This is a genomic window from Blautia sp. Marseille-P2398, assembly GCF_964240315.1.
GTDB lineage: Bacteria > Bacillota > Clostridia > Lachnospirales > Lachnospiraceae > Blautia_A > Blautia_A wexlerae.
Window position 1 is genome coordinate 42,688 of record NZ_CAXSTD010000015.1, and the last position, 20,691, is coordinate 63,378.

General features: G+C 39.7%; 16 protein-coding genes, 1 tRNA gene and 1 pseudogene. 1 reads left to right on the plus strand and 17 read right to left on the minus strand.

Going from position 1 to position 20,691, the window contains the following annotated elements:
- Positions 1-9: 9 nt before the first annotated feature.
- From ACESZG_RS15455 to ACESZG_RS15490, 8 genes are all read right to left on the minus strand, one after another.
- A complete protein-coding gene (locus tag ACESZG_RS15455; RefSeq protein ID WP_055225867.1) occupies positions 10-879 on the minus strand; it encodes a ParB/RepB/Spo0J family partition protein in 870 nt (289 codons plus the stop codon).
- Between the two features lie 423 nt (positions 880-1,302).
- Positions 1,303-1,376: transfer RNA gene (locus tag ACESZG_RS15460), tRNA-Arg, on the minus strand.
- A 490-nt stretch (positions 1,377-1,866) separates the two neighbouring features.
- Entirely contained in the window at positions 1,867-2,676 is an 810-nt protein-coding gene (locus ACESZG_RS15465; RefSeq protein WP_182448134.1) for a hypothetical protein, read from the minus strand.
- A 381-nt stretch (positions 2,677-3,057) separates the two neighbouring features.
- The gene (locus ACESZG_RS15470; RefSeq protein WP_008708032.1) at positions 3,058-3,933 is read right to left on the minus strand and encodes a DUF3881 family protein; all 876 of its coding nucleotides are present in this window, start codon (positions 3,931-3,933) and stop codon (positions 3,058-3,060) included.
- Between the two features lie 32 nt (positions 3,934-3,965).
- Positions 3,966-5,258, minus strand: coding sequence for a serine--tRNA ligase (serS, locus tag ACESZG_RS15475; protein ID WP_118331685.1), 1,293 nt, complete (start codon positions 5,256-5,258; stop codon positions 3,966-3,968).
- Positions 5,259-5,450: 192 nt separating this feature from the next.
- On the minus strand, positions 5,451-5,969 hold the full coding sequence (locus tag ACESZG_RS15480; RefSeq protein WP_020993348.1) for a DUF4446 family protein: 519 nt from the start codon (positions 5,967-5,969) through the stop codon (positions 5,451-5,453).
- Between the two features lie 13 nt (positions 5,970-5,982).
- Positions 5,983-6,957, minus strand: coding sequence for a ParB/RepB/Spo0J family partition protein (locus ACESZG_RS15485; RefSeq protein ID WP_025578450.1), 975 nt, complete (start codon positions 6,955-6,957; stop codon positions 5,983-5,985).
- Positions 6,957-7,724: a ParA family protein gene (locus tag ACESZG_RS15490; protein WP_025578451.1), complete on the minus strand. Its 768-nt coding sequence runs from the start codon at positions 7,722-7,724 to the stop codon at positions 6,957-6,959. The genes ACESZG_RS15485 and ACESZG_RS15490 overlap by 1 nt, the downstream gene beginning before the upstream one ends.
- Before the next feature lie 633 nt (positions 7,725-8,357).
- On the opposite strand from ACESZG_RS15490, the gene ACESZG_RS15495 reads away from it, so the two are divergent.
- The gene (locus ACESZG_RS15495) at positions 8,358-9,311 is read left to right on the plus strand and encodes an alpha/beta fold hydrolase (protein WP_008708024.1); all 954 of its coding nucleotides are present in this window, start codon (positions 8,358-8,360) and stop codon (positions 9,309-9,311) included.
- A gap of 66 nt (positions 9,312-9,377) precedes the next feature.
- Here ACESZG_RS15495 and ACESZG_RS15500 read toward each other — a convergent pair.
- The 9 genes and pseudogenes from ACESZG_RS15500 to jag form a co-directional block, all read right to left on the minus strand.
- Positions 9,378-9,449: pseudogene (locus ACESZG_RS15500) on the minus strand (hypothetical protein); the annotation flags it as partial.
- A gap of 121 nt (positions 9,450-9,570) precedes the next feature.
- On the minus strand, positions 9,571-11,427 hold the full coding sequence (locus ACESZG_RS15505) for a DUF4340 domain-containing protein (protein WP_226852767.1): 1,857 nt from the start codon (positions 11,425-11,427) through the stop codon (positions 9,571-9,573).
- Positions 11,428-12,912: a GldG family protein gene (locus ACESZG_RS15510; RefSeq protein ID WP_055150982.1), complete on the minus strand. Its 1,485-nt coding sequence runs from the start codon at positions 12,910-12,912 to the stop codon at positions 11,428-11,430.
- Between the two features lie 17 nt (positions 12,913-12,929).
- Positions 12,930-13,793, minus strand: a complete 864-nt coding sequence (locus ACESZG_RS15515; RefSeq protein ID WP_025578455.1) for an ABC transporter permease subunit — start codon at positions 13,791-13,793, stop codon at positions 12,930-12,932.
- A gap of 2 nt (positions 13,794-13,795) precedes the next feature.
- Complete coding sequence (locus ACESZG_RS15520; RefSeq protein ID WP_118339742.1) at positions 13,796-14,869, minus strand: ABC transporter ATP-binding protein; 1,074 nt, start codon at positions 14,867-14,869, stop codon at positions 13,796-13,798.
- Between the two features lie 233 nt (positions 14,870-15,102).
- A complete protein-coding gene (gene rsmG, locus ACESZG_RS15525; protein WP_020993346.1) occupies positions 15,103-15,825 on the minus strand; it encodes a 16S rRNA (guanine(527)-N(7))-methyltransferase RsmG in 723 nt (240 codons plus the stop codon).
- Between the two features lie 179 nt (positions 15,826-16,004).
- Positions 16,005-17,879, minus strand: coding sequence for a tRNA uridine-5-carboxymethylaminomethyl(34) synthesis enzyme MnmG (gene mnmG, locus ACESZG_RS15530; protein WP_373218699.1), 1,875 nt, complete (start codon positions 17,877-17,879; stop codon positions 16,005-16,007).
- Between the two features lie 70 nt (positions 17,880-17,949).
- Positions 17,950-19,323 (minus strand): tRNA uridine-5-carboxymethylaminomethyl(34) synthesis GTPase MnmE, encoded by a 1,374-nt coding sequence (gene mnmE / locus ACESZG_RS15535; RefSeq protein ID WP_020993344.1) that lies wholly within the window; start codon positions 19,321-19,323, stop codon positions 17,950-17,952.
- A 428-nt stretch (positions 19,324-19,751) separates the two neighbouring features.
- The gene (gene jag, locus ACESZG_RS15540) at positions 19,752-20,684 is read right to left on the minus strand and encodes an RNA-binding cell elongation regulator Jag/EloR (protein WP_008708008.1); all 933 of its coding nucleotides are present in this window, start codon (positions 20,682-20,684) and stop codon (positions 19,752-19,754) included.
- Between the last annotated feature and the right edge of the window lie 7 nt (positions 20,685-20,691).

The window sequence follows — 20,691 nt, forward strand, 5'->3', positions numbered from 1 at the left end:
CTTCCTCCTTTAACTTTCCCATGATTCTTTTTTCCATAATTTTAGTAGTGCCAATATTTCCCGTTTCATCATTGCCGGTGTATAGGAATTCGGAAAATACTTATGTAGCTGTTCGTTTGTGAAAGCTACTCTTGTGATTTCACCCTTTTTCACTTCACACATGATTTCTTCCATCTTTTCCAGTGACAACTGCTTTTCTTTACTCAGTTGCCGGATTCTCTGAGCCTGTGAGAGTGACGGGATTGCCTGTGCATACTCCATTGCTACAAGCAGTTCCTTTTGCTCTTTTTCACTTAATGCAGCTATCTCTACAGCCGGACAAAAAGAAATAATCTCATCATCCAGTTTCTGCAGCATTTCCGGTATCAGTTTTGTCAGTGAGATATAACGCTGCACTTGTTTTGGGCTATCACCACAATCCTCGCTGATAATCTCTATCGCCCGCTTTCTTGGTGTTTTGTGGTCAACTTGGCTCTTTTTTCGACCACTTTTTCTTTTTAATACGTCATTCTTCAATTTGTAAGCAAAAGCTTTTTCACTGTAGCTGATCCGTTCTCTGTGAAGATTAGAATCTACCATGCTTAAAATGGAATCATCTTCACTTAATACCCGGATGATCACCGGTACTTTTCGGTATCCCAGTTTCTCCGCAGCATGTTTTCTTCTGTGGCCGGATATGATCTCATAGTATCCATCCGGTACCGGTCTGACGATCAGCGGATTTAATATTCCATACTTCTCAATGCTTTCCTGCAAAAGAAACATTTCCTTATCATCTTTCACCTGAAACGGATGCTCTTTGAACGGTCGAAGACGCTCAATCTCAATTTCTATGATTCTTTCTTCGTTTTCTCCTGATTGTCTGTTTGGCTCAGTCATCTTGACTCCTTTCCTCCAGGATTCAGGATACTAAAAAATGCCTGCCTGGAACTTTTATAGATAGTAAAGTTCCAAACAGACATTGCTGTTTGACCATTAGCTGTAGCTAATAGAATTGAATACTGTTTCAGCTAATTTATGTTTGCAGGTTTGGGAGAGATTGTTTCTTTTCCCGCCTTTTCTCTGATTTACATCCCCAAATAAGGGGTGACAACAGAGCGAAACCCAAATGTTAGCTGGACTTCCTAAAACCCATGTTTGCAAACCGGTGATTTTGATTAGCTGTCAGCTAACAAAAATCGGATTGCGTTAGCTGGAAATTGATCATTTTGAATGGAATTTAGTGTCACGAACGTGATTAGAAAATAAATAAAGCGTTCGTTGTCAGCTAATCCAGCTAACATTTTCGAACGCTTTGAAGCCCGTCGCCAAGAGGATTTGAACCTCCGACCCCTCGCTTAGGAGGCGAGTGCTCTATCCAGCTGAGCTATGACGACACATGCCGCAAACCCTTGATTTTACTGGGTTTCTGGGATTTTTCCCTTCGGCCATATATAAGATTATCAACTCTTTTTTGAGTTGTCAATCTACAGATTTTTTCGATTTGGTAACATTAGAACGCTCCCCAATTTGGGGAATGCTTTGTTGTCACCATTAGCATTTTTCAGAATAGATTCGAACTGAAAGTTGTTTTTCATTTTTTCCCTTTGGGGAATGCCTCGGCTTTCTCTTAGGAGGCGAGTGCTCTATCCAGCTGAGCTATATGGACATTTAATCAACACCCATAATATAAGTTACTGTTCACTCCGTTCTCAGTAACTTAACCAAAATTCATTCCAGATTACCTGCGACAATGGGATTTTGGCTTGTATGTCTCGGGACTTTGGCATATTTTTGCAAAAATACCTCGAGGAATAATGGTGTATGAACAGTAACTAATATACTATATTTCAAAGAAAATTACAAGTGCAATCTGGCTTTTCTTATCTAATTTTCTGCTTCCGGATTCCATGTATTATCTTCCAGCTTTTGAATCATCTCATCCAGTTCAACAGTGTATGCTACTTTTACATCACTATCCTGCTTAACGATAAACTCAGACAGCCCGTAAGCCTGTCCATTATCCGCCCAGTCATAAGTATATCCCAATCTTGTCCATGGATATTCGCCATCATAATAGCTGGAAATAATGTTCGCATCAAACCATGCTTTATAATCCGCATCAACATCTTCGGAGAATGAGTCTGTCATTTCTACTGTTCCAATATCCGAAATATATGCCGGACGAAAAACATCTTCCGGTTTTACCCACATAGCTGTAACATAGTTAGATTCATTATCAGGAGTCAGACCAAGCAATTCTTTCATTCTTGTCTGCCAGTCTGTTACACCCTCTTTATTTTCCTGATACCAGTCTTCCAGTTCACCACCTGTAAATGTCCATACATTTCCCCATTCCAGTTTCACATCAGTGCCATCCGGATAACTGTCCGGATATTTATGGAATGTATATAGAAGAACTCTTCCCTCTTCATTATAAACTGCATAAGGCTCTCCCTCATCCAGGCTTACTACCGGAAGAATCTCACCATCCTCAGCAATCATCGCATCTTCAACTGCCTGATCAAAAAGAATCTGCAGATCATCTTCACTTTCAGTAGAGGAATCGGTTTCTGCTGCTTCTTCTGTCTCTGTTGTTTCTTCTGCCTGTACACTTACAGATACCCCGCATGATACAACCATTGCAGAAACCAGAACTCCACTTAACATCCATTGTTTCCATAATTTATTTTTCATATAATGTCATCTTCCTTTTTTTAGTTTTCCGACTTACCTGCCCCAAGTATATCATAGTAATTCTTTCTTTTCTTACCCTTGGAATAAATTGCAAATATCCGGCGTGAAATGTATATTACTGTTCACTCCGTTCTCAGTAACGTAGCCAAAATTCCAGATTGCCTGCGGCAATGGAATTTTGGCTTGTATGTCTCGGGATTTTGGCATATTCATGCCAAAACACCTCGCAGGATAGTGGTGTACGAACAGTAACAAATGTATATCTATAACACTCCCTCGTCAAGCGGATTGTTATAAGCATGTTTCACGTGAAACATATTCTTGTAAATCACAAGATGGCATAGGCGAAATATTCGTCCATGCCATCATAAATCATTTTAATTAATAGTGCAACTGTCCCTGGAGCCATATGATTCCTTTGAATCTACGTCCGATCTTTGGCTCCCCCAGCAAATCATTCTTATTGATACAAACATCAAACTGCATATCATTACAGTCTAATGTAAGCTGGCAGATTTCTTCTCCTGTTATAATGTTCTTGAATGTCATAAAATCCAGAATCTCACCCATGATACTATATTGATCACATTCAATTCCATATGGCATGAAATAGGAATCCACTATAGAAAAAATATCGTCTGTAACTATACGCTGAGAAATCATGGAATATGTATCCATATCCTCCATCGTGAGGCTCTCCATAGCCTCTTCATCACCGTTTCTGGCGGCTGCAATGAGATGATTTCTGTTCTTTGTCAGTTCACGTTCTGCTTTTACTGCTTCTTTATCTTTCTCTACAGGAAAAAGGATTTTTCCTTCCCTGGCCAGCCCGGAAAGGGTTAAAGGCTGGCCACCCGGAAGTATGTTGCCTTTTTCACGCTGTTGCAGATACTCAGCCGCATTCTGAAGATAGAAAATTAAAGTAACCCCAATTCTCAAATCGTCACAGGCACCTGCAAAAGATTCTTTGTCTGCATGTCTTTCTATCACAACACTCTCCTGTGTTGTAATGCCTGTTCCGCGAAAAAAAGGAAAATAATAATCCGGATAAAATACGTTGTTTTCATCATACTGCCCGCAGACAGTAATTCCACAATCGCATCCATAATTCTTGGAAAACTCTGCAAACATACCATCAGGGTAGTTCTCTATGACTGTTTTCTCATCATAAGTTTCAACCACATCCGTAATGATCTGTCTGATACTGCTTCTTTTGGTGATCCTGGAAAAACCAACTGCCCTCAGATAACTGTGCATAAGAACACCTCCCTGAAAAAGCTCACCCTCCATTAAGCGTGCTTTTTCTCAATCTTTGTCATACCACCCATGTATGGCTGCAGAGCTTTAGGAATACTTACAGAACCGTCTGCATTCAGGTTATTCTCCAGGAATGCGATCAACATTCTAGGCGGTGCTACAACAGTATTATTTAATGTATGTGCAAGATATTTCTTACCATCTTTTCCGTTTACACGGATCTTAAGACGACGTGCCTGTGCATCACCAAGGTTTGAACAGCTTCCTACCTCGAAATATTTTTTCTGACGTGGAGACCATGCTTCTACGTCAAGAGATTTTACTTTCAGGTCTGCCAGGTCACCGGAGCAGCACTCAAGTGTACGAACCGGAATGTCCAGAGAACGGAACAGATCTACTGTATTCTGCCATAATTTATCAAACCACATCGGACTCTCTTCCGGTCTGCAGACAACGATCATTTCCTGTTTTTCAAACTGATGAATACGGTAAACGCCTCTCTCCTCAAGTCCATGAGCACCTTTTTCCTTACGGAAACATGGAGAATAGCTTGTAAGAGTTTTCGGAAGTTCTTCCTCAGGAATGATCTGATCGATAAATTTACCGATCATGGAATGTTCACTTGTTCCGATCAGGTATAAATCTTCACCCTCAATCTTATACATCATGGCATCCATTTCAGCAAAACTCATTACACCTGTTACAACATTGCTTCTGATCATAAAAGGAGGTACACAGTAAGTAAAACCTCTGTTTATCATGAAGTCACGTGCATAGGAAATTACTGCTGAGTGAAGTCTTGCGATATCTCCCATTAAATAGTAGAAACCATTTCCCGCAACACGTCTTGCACTGTCAAGATCAATTCCATCAAAATTTTCCATAATTTCTGTATGATATGGCACTTCAAAATCCGGAACAACCGGTTCACCAAACTTCTCGATTTCTACGTTCTCGCTGTCATCTTTACCGATCGGTACAGATGGATCAATGATATTCGGAATTACCATCATATCTTTGAGAAGTTCTTCCTCTACCTCTTTCTCTCTTGTGGAAAGTTCTTCAATACGGGTTCCGGAAGCAGCTACCTGTTTCTTTACTTCTTCAGCTTCTTCTTTCTTTCCCTGTGCCATCAGTGCACCGATCTGTTTGGAAATTTTATTTCTCTCTGCACGAAGAGCTTCTACTTCCTGTTTGATTTCGCGATTCTCTTTGTCCAGTTCCAGAACTTTATCCACTAATTCCAGTTTATTATCCTGAAATTTGTTGCGGATATTCTGTTTTACAACTTCCGGATTTTCTCTCACAAATTTAATATCTAACATCTTGTTCCTCCTGAAATATTCTATTACATTATGTAATGATGTCAGGGTAAAATCTGGCAACAACTTTCCCCCTGATATCAATTTATCATATCATGTGCATTCCTGCACAAAACAGATTCTCTTTTAGTATGCTCTTGTTTTCAGCTTTTAAACATTACTGTTCACTCCGTTCACAGTAACTTTTAAAAAACTTTATTCTTCAATATTATCCAGTCCAAAATTCACTGCCTTACGAAGTGCCTCTACTTCTTCCTGGCTGAGCATAACGTAGGATTCGCCTTTTACAATTTCTTTCATATACAAAAAACAATTGTCCCGGCTGTGTACTGCATTTAAGATAAGGCCTGTATTCTCTTTGTCCAGCAAAGCCAGCGCAAAACTTAACTTTCCACCTACATCATCAAATGCGTCATACTTTTCTACACCATATTTATTAAACATTTTATCAAGATTCTTTTTGATAAAAAGAAGATCATGATCATGTTCTTCCTTCGCATCATAGAGCTTATCTATCTGAGCGAATTTTCTAACGAATACTTTTTCCAGAGACTGTGCATCTGAACCTTTCATGAACGTCTTATATTTACGTTCCAGACGGCTCAGGCGCATATTCATACTGATATTCCTTACCAGCAGGAAGATAGTAAGAATCAGCAGTATAATAATGATGATCCCGGAATCAATTCCAAGATTTTCAAAAATGCCACTCATATTACTGTCACTCCTAACCAATGGATTCGAAAAGATCTATGATTCTTTCCAGTTCATCCTTGGAATAATATTCAATTTCAATTTTACCTTTGTCATTTTTCTTTCTGTGAATCTGGACTCTGGTACCCATGATACTTTTCATTTTTTCTTCCAGACTCTCATATATTGCATCCTCAGCAGAACTGAATTTGCTCTTCTTTGCTGTTTTTGGCGGCTCCAGCATACGTTTTACAAGCGCTTCTGTTTCACGAACACTTAATTTCTCGTCAAAAACCTTCATTGCAATTGATTCCTGCTTTTCCTTATCTGCTATCGAAAGGATTGCCCTGGCATGACCGGCAGTGATCATCTCATCAATCAGCATCTGCTGCACTTTTTCGCTGAGTTTGAGAAGTCTCATTGCATTTGTTACTGCTGTTCTGCTCTTCCCTACACGCTCTGCGATTTCATCCTGTTTCAGATGAAATTCATCAATCAGTCGTTTATATGCCATCGCTTCTTCCACAGGGTTTAAATCTTCCCGCTGAATATTCTCAATCAGGGAAATTTCTACTAATTCCTGCTCAGAAAACTCTTTAACAATTACAGGAATCTCTGTCAGTCCGGCAAGCTTTGCCGCTCTCCATCGTCTTTCACCTGCAATTATTTCATAGTAGTCCTTTTTATCAGACACGAGAAGCGGATGGAGTACGCCGTACTGTTTAATAGACTCAGACAGTTCCATGAGTGCATCTTCATCGAACTGTTTACGTGGCTGATCCATATTCGGCTCTACACTTGAGATCTTTACGATCATTGCCCCTGTTTTCGAATCCGCTGTTTGCTTCTTTGCAACAGTAGGGTTTGTCTGTTTTTCAGCTACGTCAGATTTCTTCTCTGTTTTAACTGTTTTGGTTATTGTCTTTCTGGCAGGTTCTTTGACAACAGATGTTCTGTCTGGAAAAAATGCATCTAAGCCTCTGCCAAGACCGTTTTTTCTTCCTGCCATTAATTATCCTCCCTGTTGAGCACTTCCTCTGCCAGAAGCCTGTAGCTTTCTGCTCCTGCTGATCTCGGATCATAGATATTAATCGGCTGTCCATAGCTTGGAGCCTCCGCCAGTCTTACATTACGTGGAATAATTGTTTTATAAATATTCTGATTTAAATTCTCTTTTACGTTTTCCACTACCTGCAGAGACAGGTTTGTTCTTGCGTCATACATTGTGAATACTACGCCTTCCATTTTCAGACGTTTATTCAGTCTTTCTTTTACCAGATCAATGGTATGAATCAGCTGTGAAAGTCCCTCCAGCGCATAATATTCACACTGGATCGGCACTAATACAGATGTAGCTGCGGTTAATGCATTGATCGTCAGCATATTTAATGATGGCGGACAATCCAGTATTATGTAATCATATTTACGTCGAAGCTTATCTGTGATTCCCTTTAAGATAAATTCTTTATCATCGATTCCTACCAGCTCGATTTCTGCACCGGAAAGATTAATATTAGATGGAATCAGGTCAAGATTCTCAACAACATCTTTTACAATCGTGTCTTTCGTTTCTGCCTCTCCAAGCAAAAGTTCATACAATGTATTTTCTATGCCGTTCTTATCAACGCCGAAACCACTGGTAGTATTTCCCTGTGGATCCATATCAATTGCGAGAACCTTTTTCCCTTTTTCTGCAAGACATGCTGAAAGATTAATTGCAGTTGTTGACTTTCCAACTCCGCCTTTCTGATTAGCAACTGCTATAATTCTTCCCAACTTCATTCCTCCTTTATGAGGTTTTAATTGTAGTTATTCCTATTTTGCCTGTTACATTATTTTTTATAATGCCAACAGGCATATGCATGTTTATTATAACACTTTTATTTTAATCATGCCACATAATGTTTCACGTGAAACATAAAAAAACACATTATTTTTAACATAAATATTGTATATTTTGTGGTGATTGACATTTTCTTTTTCCATCAATCGTTACTGTTCACTCCGTTCTCAGTAACGCAGCCAAAATTCCAGATTGCCTGCGGCAATGGAATTTTGGCTTGTATGTCTCGGGATTTTGGCACATTCATGCCAAAACACCTCGCGGGATTGTGATGTGTGAACAGTAATCATCAAGTTACTGTTCACTGGTAATATCCCGCGAGGTGTTTTTTGTGAGTGAAGGTCACAGAAAACCCGAGACATACCGCGCGAATTTATGCGATTAGCATAAAGTCTGTGCATCGCGAAGCGTGTTGCTGTGAACGGAGTGAACAGTAACATCATCAATCCATATGGTTCTTTTTTTCGCATCATATTTTCTTGTAAAACAGACAGTATCGCGGTATAATATGGGTATATAATTTTAGCAGGCTAATCACTTGTTATGCTTGATAAAGGAGGCCGAAAATGAGTAAAAACAAGCACAAATTTCTTACATTTGCTGCTCTGATGACCGGCGCAACTGTTGCTGTTCATTTCATTAACCACACGATTGCTACTGCTGCACAATTAAAACAGATGCTCCACATTTCTAATGACAATTACTTTGAATGGCGCTTTGGGAACATTTATTATACCAAAAAGGGAACTGGGTCACCGATTCTTTTGATTCATGACACTTTACCTGGAGCTTCCGGGTATGAATGGAGCAAAATTGAAGACGAACTGGCAATTGACCATACCGTATATACTGTTGATCTGTTAGGATGCGGACGTTCGGACAAATCCAGCATTACCTATACAAATTTTGTTTATGTTCAGATGATCAGTGATTTTATCAAAAAAATAATTGGTCAGAAAACAGATGTGATTGCAAGTGGTTTTTCAGGCTCTTTTGTTACTATGGCCTGTCACAATGAGAAAGAACTTTTTAACAAAATCATGCTGGTAAATCCGCCCAGCCTGACTCAATTAAAACAGATGCCAAACAGAAAGGACCGCCTGTTAAAAGCAGCTCTGGAAATTCCGATTTTCGGAACTCTGGTTTATCATATGATCGTATCACGTGATAATATAAATAATCTTTTTATCGAGAAGATGTATTATAATCCATTCCATGTGGATAATCAAATGGCAGATGCTTATTATGAAGCAGCTCATAAAGGTGGATATTATACCAGATTTTTGTACTCCAGTCTTGCAGCTAAGTATATAAATATAAATATCTGTCATGCACTTAAGGCACTGGATAACAGTATTTATATTGTTGAAGGTGAAACAGAGCCAAACGGAAAGGCTGTCACTGATGATTATTGTGCCTCCAACCCGGCTATTGAAGTTTCTGTTCTCAAAGAAACAAAACATCTTCCACATGTTGAAGCACCTGAAGCGTTTCTTGAACAGGTTAAAATCTTCTTTTAAGCCTTATATTTAAGCCAGAATGAGTCGACGAGTTGATTTTGAGACAGTTTTGAAGGATAAATTTTTTTATTTCAAGTCGGAAGAAGGCGACGTTGCGGTGACTACAGCAACCGAATTCGGACAAAATATACCGCAAAATGGGGCGTGCAGATTGTGGGAATGATTTTTCAAACACGCTCTAATACAACAAAAAATGAGGCAGGCATATGTAAGAAATTCTATATGCCTGCCTCACTCTTTTATAGATTCGTTTATTCTTTTACTCTTCTGTACTGTCCGTTTCCTGAGAATCTGTATTCTCCTCTTCGGATGTATCAGAATCGTTTGTTATGCCGGCTGTTTCAGATGTACTGTCATCGGACTCTTCTATGCTCTCACCTGGCATATCTGTTGAATCTGATTTAGTATCATCTGTTGTTGCTTCGTCTGAATCTGTCTTATCTGAACTGTCTTCTTCTGTTCCGACAACTGATTCAAATGCTGTGAACAGTTCTTTTACATTCATCTTATTTACGAGATATACTTTATTATCCACCACTGCCGCATAATAGTTTGTATCGTAGCTATAGTATGCAACTTCCTGTGTATCACCGTCTTCTTCTGTAAATATAGCTGTCAGTTCTGCATCACCGTCAGGTTCATATTTATCTGTCAGACGTTTCTGAGCCGTCATGTTGATCAGTTTATTGTAGAATGTTGTAAATGTTGTTTCATCCAGATCAGAACCATTCAGTTTATAGGTAACTGTTTCTGTATCGTTTCCATCATCATCTGTGGATGTTTCACGTGAAACATTTACTTTATAATCACTGCCCTGATAATTTACTTTGAGGCTTCCGAGGCTGTTTAAAGATACATAACTTACTGTCATATCCCAGAAGTCTTCTTCTGATTTATCAGTTAGCGCGGACAGAGTATCCGTTGACATCGTATAGACTTCATTGCTGTCATTTACCATGACATATCTGCTGCTGTCATCTGTTTCATTTCCAACAAGAATTGTAAGCTGCTTATCTGCCATCTTAGTTTCTTCTTCCGAAGAATCCTCATTGTCTGATGCACTGTCTGAGTTTTCTGATGTTTCATCTTCTGCTTCTTCACCGTCAGTATCTTCAGCCTCAGATGTTTCATCCGTAGTTTCACTTACACTTTCGTCTGATTCTGTATCCTGTTCAGCATCGTCACTGTTTTCTTCCACAGATGAAGCATCTTCATCTGCCGTCTCACCGGAAGCTGTCGTATCATCTTGTGTGTCTTCATCAGTGTCATCATCAGCAACTTCTTCCTGATAATCTACTATGATTGTTGCATATGGTTTATCCAGACCATATTTGCTCTTGTCGTCACATTTATAATCTGCAAGTGAACTATATGCCATGCTTCCGAATGAAGATACCAAAGAACTTACGGTAGCTGAGTCTGCTTTTTCTTCATCCTCGCTGCCTTTTACTGACCAGGTACTTGTATCTTCGTCTTTTGATAATTCATAGGAATTATCGCCGTCTACAGAAATTTTTGTAATGGTATCTGTATTGGAAATTGCAGGGAAATCTTCCATCTGCGCATAATCATTCAATGATTTGGCAAACGGCTCTACGCAGGAAGAATCTATCAGGTATACTGTCTTCTCATCATCATCTTTTCTTACATAATACTGACTGGTGGAGGAATTTTCATCTCCCACATACAGTGTAGTTGTTATGTCATCGCCATCTTCCTCATCAGATTTTGTTACAATCTTAATCGTGTTTGACGGAGAGTCCAGACCATATTCTGAAAGATCATCTACGTCCTCCAGAACTCTGTCTGAATCGACAGATGCAATAGCAGATGCTGCACTGTCCAGAGTAGTCTGATTTACCGGAAAATCTGTTTCGTCTTTCTTTACCCAGCTGTCATCATCTTTTTCAAATGTTGTCTCTGTATCATCAACCATAAAATCCAGAGATTTAATGTTATCTGTTGATGCAGTAAATACAGTTGTGCTTTCTTCAGAATCTTCTTCGGATTCTTTCTGCTCCTGATGGGCTACGTAGGTTTTTACACCTGCGTAAGCCCCGCAGCAGACACCAAGAACTACAACTGCAAGAACCATTTTTACAGTTTTATTCTTCATTTAAGCTTTTCTCCTCTTCATCCAAACTGCAAACCCTACAACAAGGAAGAATCCAGGAATCAGACCGATGGTGCAGATCTTCCAGAATGCAGCATCATAGTCTGTAAGTGTCAGATTAGATACAGACAGGCTCTTGGATGGGATAGATACGGTTGCACTGTCTTCTGTGTCTGTCATCCACTTCAGAGATTCGATGATCAGCTTCTCATTTCCGCCGGATACCATCTGATTTACCTGTGATTCCATCAGATTGGAAGTTGAATAGTATACGATCTGCGTTTCTTTGTCATCATCCAGAGTCTCTGTGATGCTTACTCCCAGATCAAATGGGCCAGCTTCGTCTCCGTCTTCTTTCTCCAGAGTATCACTGTTCAGATCTGTCTTGGAATATGCCTGGTCTGATGTGGTGAGGATACTGTTGATCGTTACGGTATCTCTTACATCATCCATTTTTTTGATTCCCTGTGCATATGGTACAAGTACATAATATCCTCCGGAAACAGTCTCAGAGCTTGCATCTGTGCTGTTTATAGTCGGAACCAGATAATATGGCATCTGCATTGCATAATGCTGATTATCACCTTCAAATACGATTCCAGCTTCTCTCTGAACACCATAGTTTTCCAGAACTGCATCAAAGTTTGGCAGGTCTTCTGTTGTATAATCAGAGAAAATCATCGCCTTTCCGCCATTTTCAAGATAATCAATAATAGCAGTCTTTTCATCTTCTGAAATATCTGTGGATGGAGAATCAATGAACAGGCAGTCTGCATCATCCGGAACACTTCCCTCTGTAAGAAGATTCAGAGACTGAATATCCATGTTTGCCTTCTCGATGTCTTCTTTGATAGTAGAATCCATCTCCTTCTCACCATGTCCCTCGAGTGTATAAAGGATCGGGAGATCTTCGGATGTTACATATCCGATCGCACTTGTGATCTGACCTTCACCGTCGAAACCGGTGGTCTGAGAGCTGTAGGTCTGATAATCAATTGTGCTCTCATAGATATTGTTGTAATCAATGACTTTATTTCTGTCGCCGCATACAACGATCAGACTGTTTGCAGAAAGATCATCACTTGTATATTCCGTTACAAATTTAGGATTTACTACAGGATCCTTCTGCTCTACTTTAATATGCTTGGATTCATCTTCATATTTCTTAAGCAGATTGGTAATATTCTCATCTTCAGAACCGCTCTGTGCAATCTGGTAAATTGTTACGTCCTTGTCCAGATCTTTCAGCATTGCTTTTGTATCATCACCAATACTGTAGAGTTTCTGGCTGCTGATATCAATTTCTGAATATTTGGACGGAATCGCATTTACGATCATGTTGAGCACTACAACTACTGCAATAAATATCACTGACATAACCATTGTGTAAGAGCCGTTTTTGATATGCTTCTTACTGATGGTGCCAATCAGTTTCTTTTTGTCAAATTTTTTATGGTTATTATTTTTCATCTTTTCTTTCAGTTTCATTTTCTTTCACCTCCCCACTAATTCCAGCGTCTCTTCAAAATAGACTGTGTTGTAAGGAACAGGCATACTGCGATCACAGAAAGAAAATATACAATTCCTTTTATATCAAAGATGTTACTTGTAAAATTATCAAAGTGTCCGCTCAGATTAAACACATCCAGGACTTTCTGAATACCGCCCTCAAAAATACTGGATTTTACTACATAAATAATAATCAGTGCCACTTCTCCGATCACACCGATCACTGCTGAGATCAGAATATTCTTGATCATGGTATAGATAATGATGGCTGCTGCCAAGATCAATAACCCAAATGTCACGCATGTCGACATAGATGTCTGAGAGAAGAAGGAAGAAATACCATTCATCATGTAAAATGCAAATAAGAAAACAAATGTGAGTACCGCTGCAATTACCTGGCTCTCAGTTAATGCTGACATAAATACACCGATTGCAATATTTGCACATCCCAGGAGAAAGAATCCCAGGACTGCTGTATATGCAGATGCAAACTCTACTGTGCCAAACCTGGACATAATCAGCGGATAAGTACACATAACTGCCATCGGAACAGCAAATACAGTTACCAGTGCAAGATATTTACCTATTACAATACCGCTCACAGAAACCGGTGCTGTCAGAAGCAGCTGATCTGTTTTCTGTTTTCTTTCCTCTGCAAGTACACGCATAGTCAAAATCGGTACTCCGATCAGGAATGCAAAGGTAATTGCACTTAAGGTGTATTCAAATTTCGGATATGCTGCTGAAAGCTGATATGCTGAAAAATAAATACCTGTCAGTACAAGAATGAAAAAGATAAATAAATATCCTACCATGGATGTCAGGTAACTTTTCAGCTCTCTTTTATATATAGCTGTCATGGTTATTTCTCTCCCCCTTTATCATTATTCTGTTCTTCCGGTATTTCTGCTGATGTCTGTTTTACGTTTGTCTCGTTTGATCTACCGGCATCAGTATCTTTATCTTCAGGTGTATTTGGGACTTCGTCTGCAGATATTGGTTTATCGGATGCAGTAAGTTCAAGGAAGATTTCCTCCAGTGATACTTTCCTGGACTTCATCTCATAGATTGGGCTGTTAATCTCCGACATTTTGTAGAATACTTTTTCCCGAATGTCATTCTGCTCCTCTGTTGAAACTTTCACACTCCAGAGATTCTGTTTCTCATCTTTTTCCATTGTTACGCTGTTGACTCCCTCGATTCCCTCGAGAGCCTGCCTGATCTGTGTTTTTTCACCTTTAATAAGCATCTCCAGAGTATTGGATCCCTCTGCAAGTTTTCCAAGATTCTCAGGAGTATCGCTTGCTACCAGTTTTCCATGAGAAATGATCAGCACGTAATCGCATACCGCGCTTACTTCAGAAAGTATATGCGAGCTGAGAATAACGGTATGTTTCTTTTTTAATTCTTTAATTAAGGTTCGGATTTCAATAATCTGTTTAGGGTCAAGACCTACTGTCGGCTCATCCAGGATGATCACCTCCGGATACCCCATAATCGCCTCAGCAAGACCAACTCTCTGTCTGTAACCTTTTGACAGGTTCTTTATCAGACGGTTTCTCATGTCTGAAATCTTTACCATATCCATGACTTCTTCGATCATGTTTGCTTTTTTATCTTTTGGGATTTTCTTGAGATCTGCCACAAATTTCATGTATTCCAGGACAGTCATATCAAAATAGACCGGTGGCTGTTCAGGCAGATAACCGATACATTTCTTTGCCGCTTCCGGTTCTTCGAGGATATCGTGTCCGTCAATTTTGACGGTTCCTTCGGTGGATGCGATGTATCCGGTTATCATATTCATTGTAGTGGATTTTCCTGCACCGTTTGGTCCCAGAAATCCATAGATTTTGCCTTTCTCTATTTTAAAGGAAAGGTGGTCAACTGCCGTATGGTTACCATATCGTTTAACCAGATTGTTTACTTCAATCAATGTGTTCTCCTCCTCTTAATTTTTGCCAAAATAAAATATAGAAAATGTCCCCAGGTGAAACAGAGAATGGGGGAACCCGAGGACATCTCTATAAAAATAGTTTATGATGAAGTTGTGATGAAATTAGGATAAAAGTGTGATTATTCTGTGATGTTTGTTTGAAAAAAATAGCTGTCCCGAAATCTCGGCATTTTTTGCCAGAAGATTTCATGAGACAACTATACATAGATTTATTATGACAATGGTTCTTTTAATGGTGTTCCTGCTTTACGCGGATACTTTCCAGGTGTAGATTTTTTCTTATTTATAATGACAAGGGATCGGTCAATCTCGGAGTCCGGCAATTTAAAGTATGTGATGTCTTTCACCTGACCACCGAGGATATTGATTGCTTTCTCTGCTTCTTCTGCCTCTTCCTGTACAGTTCCTGATTTATAGGAAATGAAAGTTCCTCCTGTCTTTACATAAGGAAGACAATATTCTGACAGAGTTGCAAGGTTTGATACTGCCCTGGATACACAGAGATCATATTTCTCACGATACTCTTTATTTTTTGCATACTCTTCTGCTCTTCCATGAATCGCCTTAATCCCTTCTAATCCAAGAAGCTCAAAACTTTCCTCAAGGAAGTTTACCCTCTTTTTCAGAGAATCCAGCAGACATGCCTCCAGATGTGGAAAAGCAATTTTCAAAGGCACACCTGGAAATCCGGCACCTGTACCGATGTCCATAATTGTTTTTACTTTTGTCATATCAATGGCTTTTACACAGGCAAGACTGTCAAGAAAGTGCTTTGTAAGTACTTCCTCAAACTCAGTAATACCTGTCAGATTCATAACCTTATTTTTTTCTACCAGAAATTCATAAAACTGGATAAACTGATTTTTCTGCTTCTGGCTCAGCTCTATACCCAGTTCTCTGCATCCATTTTCCAATGTCGTCAGATTATACGGCATGTATTATTCTCCTTTTTCTACCTTTATTTATTATTTTTGTATATTTTACAGGGTTGTTTTATGTGCTTTTATGATTTTATCTGTTATTTATAGTCCGTTATTTTGCTCTTTTATGTACTATTTTAATATTTTTTGCCAATTTCTTGTTTTTATAAGCACATTAAAGCGTATTATATTAATTATTTCGTACTGGAAAGATACACCAGTAAAACTGATATATCAGCAGGAGAAACTCCTGAAATTCGGGAAGCCTGTCCGATTGAAATCGGTCTGTATGCTTCCAGTTTCTGACGTGCTTCAATTCTCAGGCTTCCAACTTTCTCATAATCAAGATCTGTCGGGATTTTCTTTGCTTCCAGTTTCTTAAACTGTTCTACCTGTTTTAACTGTCTGCGGATATATCCATCATACTTGATGTTAATGTCAACCTGTTCCTGTACATCCCCTGGCAGCTCCGGACGTTCTTTATCAAGTGGTTTGATTGCTTCATAAGAAAGTTCCGGACGGCGGATCAGTTCTGCCAGAGTGGTTCCGGATTTCAGCGGTGTGCTGTTATAGCTTTCCAGAAGGGTCTGAACCTCTTTGTTTGCTCCGATATTTGTATGTTCTACTCTGCTGATCTCTGTTTTTATCTGTTCTTCTTTCGTAAGGATTTTCTGATAATCCTCTTCACTGATGAGCCCTGCCTGATATCCCTTTTTACGAAGTCTCAGATCCGCATTATCCTGTCGGAGAAGTAATCTGTACTCCGCTCTGCTGGTCATCATTCTGTATGGCTCATGGTTTTCTTTTGTTACCAGATCATCAATAAGAACACCAATATAAGCCTCAGAACGGTCAAGAATCAGCTGTTCCTGACCTTTAACTTCCAGAGCAGCATTAATTCCTGCGATCAGTCCCTGCGCCGCTGCTTCTTCATACCCTGAGCTTCCGTTAAACTGACCGCCGCTGAACAGTCCTTTGATTTTCTTAAATTCCAGTGTAGGATATAACTGACGTGGATTAATACAGTCATATTCGATGGCATATGCATTTTTTACGATTTTTGCATGTTCCAGTCCCGGTACGGAATGATACATTTCTTCCTGCACATCTTCCGGCAGAGAGCTGGACATTCCACCAATATACATCTCATTTGTATAGAGACCTTCCGGCTCAATAAATACCTGATGACGATTCTTATCTGCAAAACGGACTACTTTATCTTCAATTGACGGGCAATAACGCGGACCGGTTCCTTCGATCATACCGGAATACAATGGAGAACGGTCAAGGTTTGCACGAATGATCTCATGAGTTTTCTCATTTGTATATGTCAGCCAGCAGGATTTCTGCTCTATCTGAACATCTTCCGGATTAGTTGAGAATGAAAATGGTACAACTCTCTCATCTCCAAACTGTTCCTCCATTTTACTGTAGTCAATTGTATTTCCGGCAATACGGGCAGGTGTTCCTGTTTTAAAACGGAACATTTCAATTCCCAGCTCTTTCAGAGAATCAGTCAGGTAGTTGGCTGCCTGCAGTCCGTTTGGTCCTGTATAATTACTTACATCACCGTAAATACATCTTGCTTTTAAATAAGTTCCTGTACAGAGGACCACAGCTTTACAGTTATAAGTTGCACCGGAATATGTTTTTACCCCTGTAATCTTTCCGTCCTCGACCAGAAGTTTTGTTACTTCTCCCTGTTTAATAGTCAGATTAGGTGTATTTTCAAGCGTTTTTCTCATTTCATTGCTGTATGCCTGTTTGTCAGCCTGCGCACGTAAGGAGTGCACTGCAGGTCCTTTGGAACAGTTAAGCATTTTGGACTGGATAAAGGTCTTGTCAATATTTTTTCCCATTTCACCGCCCAGGGCATCAAGCTCTCTTACCAGATGGCCTTTGGAACTGCCACCTACGTTCGGGTTACATGGCATTAATGCGATACTGTCTACACTTACAGTAAACATCACTGTATTCAGGCCCAGGCGCGCGCCCGCAAGTGCTGCTTCACATCCGGCATGACCGGCACCGACTACAACAATATCATAATCTTCTACTAACGTTCTCATTTTGTCTCCTTTTATTTTACAACTGCTCATTCTATTCTTTCAAAAATCGCCGAAGGCGATTTTTTGATTTTTATTTACCCATGCAAAACTTGCTGAATATCTCATTTACCAGGTCTTCACCAACAGACTCTCCGAGGATTTTACCCAGATTTTCATATGCATTCATAAGATCTATAGAAAAGAAATCTTCCGGCATTCCCATTTCGATACTATTTCTGACCAGATCAAGGCTTCTGTCAGCCTCTTCCAATGCTGCTTTATGACGGGCATTTGTAATATATACCTCATCATTAAAGGAAATCTCTCCTCCAAAAAACATATCTTTAATCTGTTCTTCCAGTTCTGTAATGCCTTTTTCTTCTTTTGCAGAAATCGGAATTACAGGATGTCCTGTTTTTTCTTTCAGGATTTCCGGCTGGATTTCCGGCTGAAGATCAGTTTTATTATACAGGATAATCGCCTTTTTTCCAGTAAGCATTTCCATGATTTCTTCATCATTTTCGTCAAGCGGAACAGAAGAATCCACTACATAAAGAATCAGATCTGCTTTCTGTGCCATTTCTCTGGCTCTGTCTACCCCTATTTTTTCCACAATATCCTTTGTTTCCCGGATTCCGGCTGTATCAATAATCTTCAGAGATATTCCATGAAGTGTGATATATTCCTCCAGAATGTCTCTGGTCGTTCCTGCAATATCTGTCACAATAGCCCTGTTTTCTCCGATCAGAAGATTTAACAGTGAGGATTTTCCGGCATTTGGTTTTCCGAGGATAACTGTCTGGATTCCCTCCTGGATCATCTTTCCGTCAGAAGAAGTTTTCAACAGGCGCTTCACTTCTTTCTGTTCATTATCCACAACTTCCAGAAGTTCCTGGGGATATCCATCCAGACTGATATGTTCCGGATCATCCAGTGCCGATTCTATATATGCAATGTGATAAATCAGCTTTTCTCTGATATCTCGGATTGCTTTCTGCACAGAACCTCTTAACTGATCCATGGAACTGCGAAGCGCATATTCATTTTTCGCCTGTATAACATCCATAACAGCCTCTGCCTGGGATAGATCCATCCGTCCGTTCAGGAAGGCACGTTTGGTAAATTCTCCTGGTTCTGCAATTTCGGCACCATTTTTCAGCACTGTATCCAAAACCCTCTGCATAGCATATACACCACCATGACAGTCTATTTCTACTGTATCTTCTCCTGTAAAAGTCCTCGGTGCATGCATGATCATTACCAGAACCTCATCAATCAGTTCCTCTCCATCATAAATATATCCATAATGAATGGTATGAGTCGGAACTTCTTTTATTTTTTTCTTCCCGCCTTTTGATCTGTAGATACGGGAAATCACATCCATGGCATTCTCGCCGCTGATACGGATGATTCCGATTCCGGACGCACTCATGGCTGTGGAAATTGCTGCGATTGTTGTTTCCATTTTTTTCTCCTCACTTGCCTGTTCTATAATAGTTCCGTCCCTGCGGAACAGTAGACTGTTACAATAATTCTGTCATCTTATATACATAACAGGAAAATCACACTGACTACTGTTATTTTTTCGTTACTTTTCACACACCACTATCCCGCGAGGTGTTTTGGCATGAATATGCCAAAATCCCGAGACATACAAGCCAAAATTCCATTGCCGCAGGCAATCTGGAATGAATTTTGGCCACGTTACTGTGAACGGAATGAACAGTAACATTTTTTTCTGCAAGTGTGTAATCTCTCTGGTATATATACAAGACTTTCCGTAAAATAAAAATGTTACTCCAGGCAAAAGTACACACGCAAAGTTACGTGCTATTCACGCTTTCACCTAGAATAACATTCTTTTTTCATATCTGCAATGAAGCAGTCATATTATTAATTTCTTTTTAATTTTACCACTACATGACGGTAAGGCTCTTCACCCTCACTGACTGTCTCAACGAATTTATTTCCCTGAAGAGCAGAATGGATAATTCTTCTCTCATAAGGATTCATTGGCTCAAGAATAACCGGCTTGCGGGTTTTTCTTACTTTATAAGCAATACCTCTTGCAAGGTTCTCAAGAGTTTCTTTACGGCGCTTGCGGTAATCTTCTGTATCAAGTTTTACACGAATGTAATTTGATTTACCTTTATTTACCACAAGACTCGTCAGATACTGAAGAGAATCCAGAGTCTGGCCTCTCTTGCCGATAAGGATTCCCATATCTTCGCCTTCAAAGTCAACTTCCAGACTTCCGTCCGTTGTGTTATATTCAGATGTAATCTCTACTTCTCCAAGATTCATGGACGCAAATACATCACGAAGGAATACCTTTGCTCTGTTTTCTACTTCTTTAATCTCTTCCGGATCTGTAAGGATCTCAACAGGCTTTACCGGTTTAGTCGTCTTTTCTCTGACTTGTTTCTCTTTTGGCTCTCTGAATTCTCTCGGCTGTTTTTCTTTTGCAGCCCTTTCCTTTACAGGTTTTGGCTGTCTTGGTTTCTCAGAAACAGCTTTCGGCTCTTTGATTTCTTTCTTTACCGGTTTTATAGCTTCCGTTTTCTTTTCTTCCTGAACCGGGGCTTCCTCTTTGAAGGAATCGAGTTTCACTGTCTCTACGATCTCCTTCATTTCTTCTTCCTCAGAAACCGACTCAATCTTACGAACCTTAATTACTGCAGGCTTGCTTCCGATTCCGAAAAATCCGTTGCTGCCTTCACTTATTACCTGAATCTCAAGCTGGTCACTGGATACGCCAAGCTCGATACATGCTTTTGTAATTGCTTCACTCTTTGTTTTCGCTGAAAACTGGATATAATCCTCCATGCCAACC

Coding starts and splice junctions, on each gene's coding strand:
- ACESZG_RS15465 (WP_182448134.1), bottom strand. CDS start 2,676: ATGAAAAATAAATTATGGAAACAATGGATGTTAAGTGGAGTTCTGGTT.
- serS (WP_118331685.1), bottom strand. CDS start 5,258: ATGTTAGATATTAAATTTGTGAGAGAAAATCCGGAAGTTGTAAAACAG.
- ACESZG_RS15480 (WP_020993348.1), bottom strand. CDS start 5,969: ATGAGTGGCATTTTTGAAAATCTTGGAATTGATTCCGGGATCATCATT.
- ACESZG_RS15505 (WP_226852767.1), bottom strand. CDS start 11,427: ATGAAGAATAAAACTGTAAAAATGGTTCTTGCAGTTGTAGTTCTTGGT.
- ACESZG_RS15470 (WP_008708032.1), bottom strand. CDS start 3,933: ATGCACAGTTATCTGAGGGCAGTTGGTTTTTCCAGGATCACCAAAAGA.
- ACESZG_RS15495 (WP_008708024.1), top strand. CDS start 8,358: ATGAGTAAAAACAAGCACAAATTTCTTACATTTGCTGCTCTGATGACC.
- rsmG (WP_020993346.1), bottom strand. CDS start 15,825: ATGCCGTATAATCTGACGACATTGGAAAATGGATGCAGAGAACTGGGT.
- mnmG (WP_373218699.1), bottom strand. CDS start 17,879: ATGAGAACGTTAGTAGAAGATTATGATATTGTTGTAGTCGGTGCCGGT.
- jag (WP_008708008.1), bottom strand. CDS start 20,684: ATGGAGGATTATATCCAGTTTTCAGCGAAAACAAAGAGTGAAGCAATT.
- ACESZG_RS15455 (WP_055225867.1), bottom strand. CDS start 879: ATGACTGAGCCAAACAGACAATCAGGAGAAAACGAAGAAAGAATCATA.
- ACESZG_RS15510 (WP_055150982.1), bottom strand. CDS start 12,912: ATGAAACTGAAAGAAAAGATGAAAAATAATAACCATAAAAAATTTGAC.
- ACESZG_RS15515 (WP_025578455.1), bottom strand. CDS start 13,793: ATGACAGCTATATATAAAAGAGAGCTGAAAAGTTACCTGACATCCATG.
- mnmE (WP_020993344.1), bottom strand. CDS start 19,323: ATGGAAACAACAATCGCAGCAATTTCCACAGCCATGAGTGCGTCCGGA.
- ACESZG_RS15485 (WP_025578450.1), bottom strand. CDS start 6,957: ATGGCAGGAAGAAAAAACGGTCTTGGCAGAGGCTTAGATGCATTTTTT.